The sequence below is a fragment of the Nostoc paludosum FACHB-159 genome (assembly GCF_014698835.1).
In the GTDB taxonomy this organism is placed as follows: Bacteria; Cyanobacteriota; Cyanobacteriia; order Cyanobacteriales; family Nostocaceae; genus Nostoc; species Nostoc paludosum.
This window is the reverse complement of sequence record NZ_JACJTU010000135.1, coordinates 1-4,475: the sequence shown is the minus strand read 5'-3', so window position 1 is coordinate 4,475 and position 4,475 is coordinate 1. Positions and strand designations below refer to the sequence as shown.

Below are 4,475 nucleotides of genomic sequence, written 5' to 3'. Positions count from 1 at the left end.
CAAGCTTAGTAAATTTCATTACCGTAAGCAACATTTATCTAATACAACCTCTACCTATTTTCTCATGAATCTTTCATGCTTTGCCTCCAATACACCTGCTTCTATTAGGAATACAAGGCTTTCGGAATCAGATTCAACTAATACTCATGTACTATCTATCGGCGATCGCTCTGTGCCAGTTGCGTAAGTCCTGAGTTAGATGAAAAAAGGCAGGTATAAATCCTGCCTTGTTGCCCTCCGCTCCCTGCTCAAAAGCCTCTTCGGTCAGCAAAACCAAAAGCAATCTTTACAACCATCACCAATAAAACTAATGGTTACAATCGTTCACCCAACTGTCGAAAACTTGCAACAGTTTTCTGATTTGTTCGACATCGAAAAATTATTGCAATCTGATGGGGTTCTGCCGTGGCTTTTAGCTAACGGTTGGAATTACAACGATGAATCTTGTTTGATTGCAAATGTTATTGACGAGTCTACAAGTTTAGATGAAGTTTGGAACTCCTTGGAGTTTGATTTTAACGCTCTGTCAGATGAGGAGAAAGAAAAGTTAAATCAGATTCTTGAGCATTTCTATCTGTAAGAATTTTGCTAACGACAACACATTGAAGAAGAATTCAGAACTCAGAATTCAGGAGTCAGAATAAATCAGTGATGAGTCTGAATACCCCACTGATTTTAGACCACCAATTTTTCAATTTTGTGGGGGTTTTAAACCCGTTTATTTATCCACCACTCGTACAGAATTTATGCTGAATTCTGAATCCTGACTCCTGAATACTGTTTTGATAAATTAATGCAAAGGTGATGAAAATGCAACCAACAATTACTCTACCAATCGGCTACGGAAAACCAAAGTTTAACGTAGGACAACGGACGCAGCAAGGTAAGATCATTGGTTTTGAAGTACTGCCACTTGATAGTGCTTTAGCTGAAAGCTGTGGCAGTGGCTATCGATATCTAGTGATGAATTCTCGGTTTTCTGAGGACGTAAAATACCTCGAATCGCATCAGATTACGCCGCTTTCACCAAAAGAAGTTGAAGCAGAAATAATGGAAGAAGTTGATTGGTATTTGACTCAGTTAGTGTTACTGCAAGAAGAGTTAAATGCCGATCTGAAGATTCAAACTCCATTTGGTAAAGTCAATCCAGCGATTTCAAAGTCTAAACGCACAAATAGTGCTGCATCTAGGTTATCTAAGCCAATTAAAGAAAAAGTTGCTGCTTAATACAACATGAGATGATGTATGAAAAACTCTACAGTTACTCAAAATCAAGTGTAACTGTAGAGAAAAATCGACTCAATGGTAAATTATGGCACAGATAACAACTGTTGTGTCTAGCAAAGAAAATAAAAATTCTTTGTATTTAATTGCGAATTGCGAATTGCGAATTGTTTTTGGTGCTTCGCTTGGATTAGATGATTGGAAAAAATTAGGACACAACAAATGAGTAAACTACAGCAGCTTCAAGAGGCTTGGGATGCACTGATGGGGCTAGATAAACGGCATTATGTAGCCACTGGGTTTTATGCTTTGGGCGATGCATATTTAATCAGTGGAAAAGACCCAAATTACAAAGGCAAGATTGTACTAGTAGAACATCGGCAGAAAACGCAAATCAATCATTGGGAGTTCACTTGTAATCGCTCCCAATGCTCTCAACAGCCGACGATTACAACCAATGGTGATGAAGGTAAAGGGAATTTGAAGCGCAAAGCGCAGTGTCTCAAAGTCTTCAGCTAGAAAAGTATGTCAAAAAAACGTGTTCAAGAAGCTTCTTCTTATTATCCCTGCTTACGCTATCTCCAGAGATGCGGTGGAAGAGCTAAGTTATCGCAACTGAATTTTAGTAGGGACGTAATTCAGAAATTAGTGGATAGCAACTTGGCTAAAGTTGCAAATACAGGTGCAGGTTTTTACTTGGAATTAGAGAAAAAGTCATGGAACTAAATCCTGTTTATGACCCAAAAACCCTGAATCAATCGAAAGTATACATGATTGAGGGTACACGTTATAAATATCTGCGAATTGATGGTAGTAGGAAAAATATCAAGTATGTATTCTCACCATTGCCAAACCAAAGGAAGACAAAAGAAATCAGCCTCAATGAGACAAGATTATCTATCCGATGTCTTGAGGTTCAAGGAGTAACTTACGAACCGCCAAAAGAGCAAACTGTTGTGCAGATGGGATTGCTGTAATGTCGAAATATAAACCACGAGTTGTAAAACATCCCGTGAAAGTTACTAGGGGTGATTCCAAAAAGATAGTTTACCGAGTTATCCGAAATATCCAACAAATCAAAAATAGTCAAACTTTAGGAACAACCAGAATTAACAAACAAATCTACATGGTTAAGAAAGATGGTATTGGTTGGGTTGTTGTGTAGCGTTTAAGTATGTTTGTTGTATTTACAGGAGATGATGATGAGCGCAAAGCCAATTATTGCTAGAAATGATTTTACCAATGCCTATGGCATTGTAGAAATTATTCCAATGGCTGGAGATGGAATATTACAGATTGGTAAAACTGATGATGGGCGTTGGGGCATTTCAGAGACATATTACAAAAACTCTCGTGAGTATTTTATGAAAAGCGACTGTATTCCAGGTCTAGATTCTCTAAAATCTTTGTCAGAATGCCAAGAACAAATTAGCTTCATACTTTCACAGCAATAGACAATCAAAAATCCTACAGCCTTGGGCAAAGTATCTCAGCCACAAATCAAGAGACGCTTCGCTAATAGTTTTTGAAAAAATTAGTAATGGTACTGAACAATGGTACAAGCAATCGCACCTAACGAAACATTTCTCGCTGATGCAACTGTCGAGAGAATCAACTTCTCAAAACTAAATAAAACCCGAATTCGCTTTAGCATCCGAATTAAAAACAGCACTATAAGTGCAGCCCCTAAGTGGGCAGATGTCTTGAAGGCTGAAGATACTGGTACAGAATCAGACCTCATTAAAGTTACAAATTCTGAAGTAGGTTTGCGTGGTATCAAAGTATTCAAAGCCTTAAATGAAGCCGCAAGTCAACTCAGACAAGAAATCGCATCTGTCCAGGAATGGATGGCATCTGATAATGGTGATTGGATTTGTCCGATAGATCTTGCACCCCTGGTGTGGAGCCAATTGCTCAACATTAGAGATGCGATCGCTCCCCTTTTTCGCGCACAGCTAAAGAATGAGTATGAGCAAGGGCTAACGGATTATCAAGAGCGAATCAATAATTTCATCTCGCTCCAAACTTGGGAATTATCCTCCGAGCGTCAGGAGGAAGTAAAGGCTAATTTGCTCAAGGCATTCCCCACTTTCGGGGAGTTGGAAGACTGTTTACAGGTGGTGATTGGTCGTCCCGTCATCATCCCGGCACTATCGGAGCAGTTGAACCAACAACAAGCCGAATGTCTTAACCAAATCACCCAGTTCATTGAGCAATACGATCGGAATCTGGAGCAACGACTTAAGGAAGCTGCGGTAGCAGGTGGTGAACAACTGGCCGCACAGTTGCTAGAAGAGTTGGCTAATTGGGAACCCGGACGAAAGCCTGTGCAATTTAAAAAGAAGATGAAACGCCATCTAATGAAGGTTCAGGTACTACTAGCGAATGCTGACCCGGAGGCTAGCAGTAGCTTAGAGGCGATGATGGCACACATTGACTCGATTGTTAACGATCCGGCGATTGAGTCGAAGAATCTTGGTAGTGAGGGGCAAAGCCTTTTGCAGCAAAAGATGCAAGAAATTCGCACCAAGCTACTAGATGAACAGCGTAATCTGCAACAGCTTGCAACTGATGATGTGGGCTTGTCGAAAGCTACCGTTATGTCATTCAAATTTAGGTAAAAAACAGTCTTGGGCGGAGTGCATTCGCCCAAGACTAAGTACCTAACGAAAAATGCAATATTCATTTCAAAAAAGAATACCGCACTCCTAATATAGGGACAAAATTCTCATGTCACACTTCTCAACCGTTAAAACCAAGCTTGCTAACCGTGAATGCCTGGTACAAGCTTTACAAGATTTGAAGCTGAATCCGCAAGTACATGAAACAGCACAATCACTAAAAGGATACTACGGTGGCTCTCAAGGACAAAGCGCTGAAATCATCGTATCTGGTCGCACTATAAAAGCCCGTGCAGACATCGGTTTTAAATGGAATCAGTCAAACGGTGTGTATGACGTAATACACGATAGCTATGAGATAGTTCCAAAGTTGGGCAAAGACTTTTTCAGCAATAAACTAATGCTTGCATACGGACAACGCATGGTGAGAGCTAAAGCTCTTGAATTACAAGAGAAATTTGGGGAATGCGCGATCGCACAAATTACCAACGGCACTGTACAAACTTTACGGCTTACCTTTGCCGGACATCAAGAAATACAACAATATGTAAGGAGATAGTATGGAACGTTCAGTTTTGATTCATTTCGACTCGGCTACAGGTGAAGTTCGAGTAGAAGCGGAGGGATTTG

10 protein-coding genes are annotated in these 4,475 nt (G+C 40.2%); all 10 read left to right on the top strand.

Annotated features, from left to right (window positions below; genetic code table 11):
• Positions 1–187, top strand: a 187-nt coding sequence (locus tag H6H03_RS39980; RefSeq protein WP_206758005.1) for a hypothetical protein, incomplete at its 5' end; no start/stop codon positions are given.
• A 123-nt stretch (positions 188–310) separates the two neighbouring features.
• Positions 311–580: a hypothetical protein gene (locus H6H03_RS39255; protein ID WP_190960373.1), complete on the top strand. Its 270-nt coding sequence runs from the start codon at positions 311–313 to the stop codon at positions 578–580.
• Between the two features lie 230 nt (positions 581–810).
• On the top strand, positions 811–1,227 hold the full coding sequence (locus H6H03_RS39250; RefSeq protein WP_190960372.1) for a hypothetical protein: 417 nt from the start codon (positions 811–813) through the stop codon (positions 1,225–1,227).
• Between the two features lie 219 nt (positions 1,228–1,446).
• Entirely contained in the window at positions 1,447–1,743 is a 297-nt protein-coding gene (locus H6H03_RS39245; protein ID WP_190960371.1) for a hypothetical protein, read from the top strand.
• 6 nt (positions 1,744–1,749) lie between these two features.
• Entirely contained in the window at positions 1,750–1,950 is a 201-nt protein-coding gene (locus H6H03_RS39240; RefSeq protein WP_190960370.1) for a hypothetical protein, read from the top strand.
• Entirely contained in the window at positions 1,941–2,201 is a 261-nt protein-coding gene (locus H6H03_RS39235) for a hypothetical protein (RefSeq protein ID WP_190960369.1), read from the top strand. The genes H6H03_RS39240 and H6H03_RS39235 overlap by 10 nt, the downstream gene beginning before the upstream one ends.
• On the top strand, positions 2,201–2,389 hold the full coding sequence (locus H6H03_RS39230) for a hypothetical protein (RefSeq protein ID WP_190960368.1): 189 nt from the start codon (positions 2,201–2,203) through the stop codon (positions 2,387–2,389). The genes H6H03_RS39235 and H6H03_RS39230 overlap by 1 nt, the downstream gene beginning before the upstream one ends.
• Before the next feature lie 31 nt (positions 2,390–2,420).
• A complete protein-coding gene (locus H6H03_RS39225; RefSeq protein ID WP_190960367.1) occupies positions 2,421–2,678 on the top strand; it encodes a hypothetical protein in 258 nt (85 codons plus the stop codon).
• 99 nt (positions 2,679–2,777) lie between these two features.
• Positions 2,778–3,845: a hypothetical protein gene (locus H6H03_RS39220; protein ID WP_190960366.1), complete on the top strand. Its 1,068-nt coding sequence runs from the start codon at positions 2,778–2,780 to the stop codon at positions 3,843–3,845.
• Positions 3,846–3,954: 109 nt separating this feature from the next.
• Complete coding sequence (locus H6H03_RS39215; protein ID WP_190960365.1) at positions 3,955–4,404, top strand: DUF1257 domain-containing protein; 450 nt, start codon at positions 3,955–3,957, stop codon at positions 4,402–4,404.
• The last annotated feature ends 71 nt before the right edge of the window (positions 4,405–4,475 follow it).

Coding starts and splice junctions, on each gene's coding strand:
- H6H03_RS39225 (WP_190960367.1), top strand. CDS start 2,421: ATGATGATGAGCGCAAAGCCAATTATTGCTAGAAATGATTTTACCAAT.
- H6H03_RS39235 (WP_190960369.1), top strand. CDS start 1,941: ATGGAACTAAATCCTGTTTATGACCCAAAAACCCTGAATCAATCGAAA.
- H6H03_RS39250 (WP_190960372.1), top strand. CDS start 811: ATGCAACCAACAATTACTCTACCAATCGGCTACGGAAAACCAAAGTTT.
- H6H03_RS39230 (WP_190960368.1), top strand. CDS start 2,201: ATGTCGAAATATAAACCACGAGTTGTAAAACATCCCGTGAAAGTTACT.
- H6H03_RS39240 (WP_190960370.1), top strand. CDS start 1,750: ATGTCAAAAAAACGTGTTCAAGAAGCTTCTTCTTATTATCCCTGCTTA.
- H6H03_RS39245 (WP_190960371.1), top strand. CDS start 1,447: ATGAGTAAACTACAGCAGCTTCAAGAGGCTTGGGATGCACTGATGGGG.
- H6H03_RS39220 (WP_190960366.1), top strand. CDS start 2,778: ATGGTACAAGCAATCGCACCTAACGAAACATTTCTCGCTGATGCAACT.
- H6H03_RS39215 (WP_190960365.1), top strand. CDS start 3,955: ATGTCACACTTCTCAACCGTTAAAACCAAGCTTGCTAACCGTGAATGC.
- H6H03_RS39255 (WP_190960373.1), top strand. CDS start 311: ATGGTTACAATCGTTCACCCAACTGTCGAAAACTTGCAACAGTTTTCT.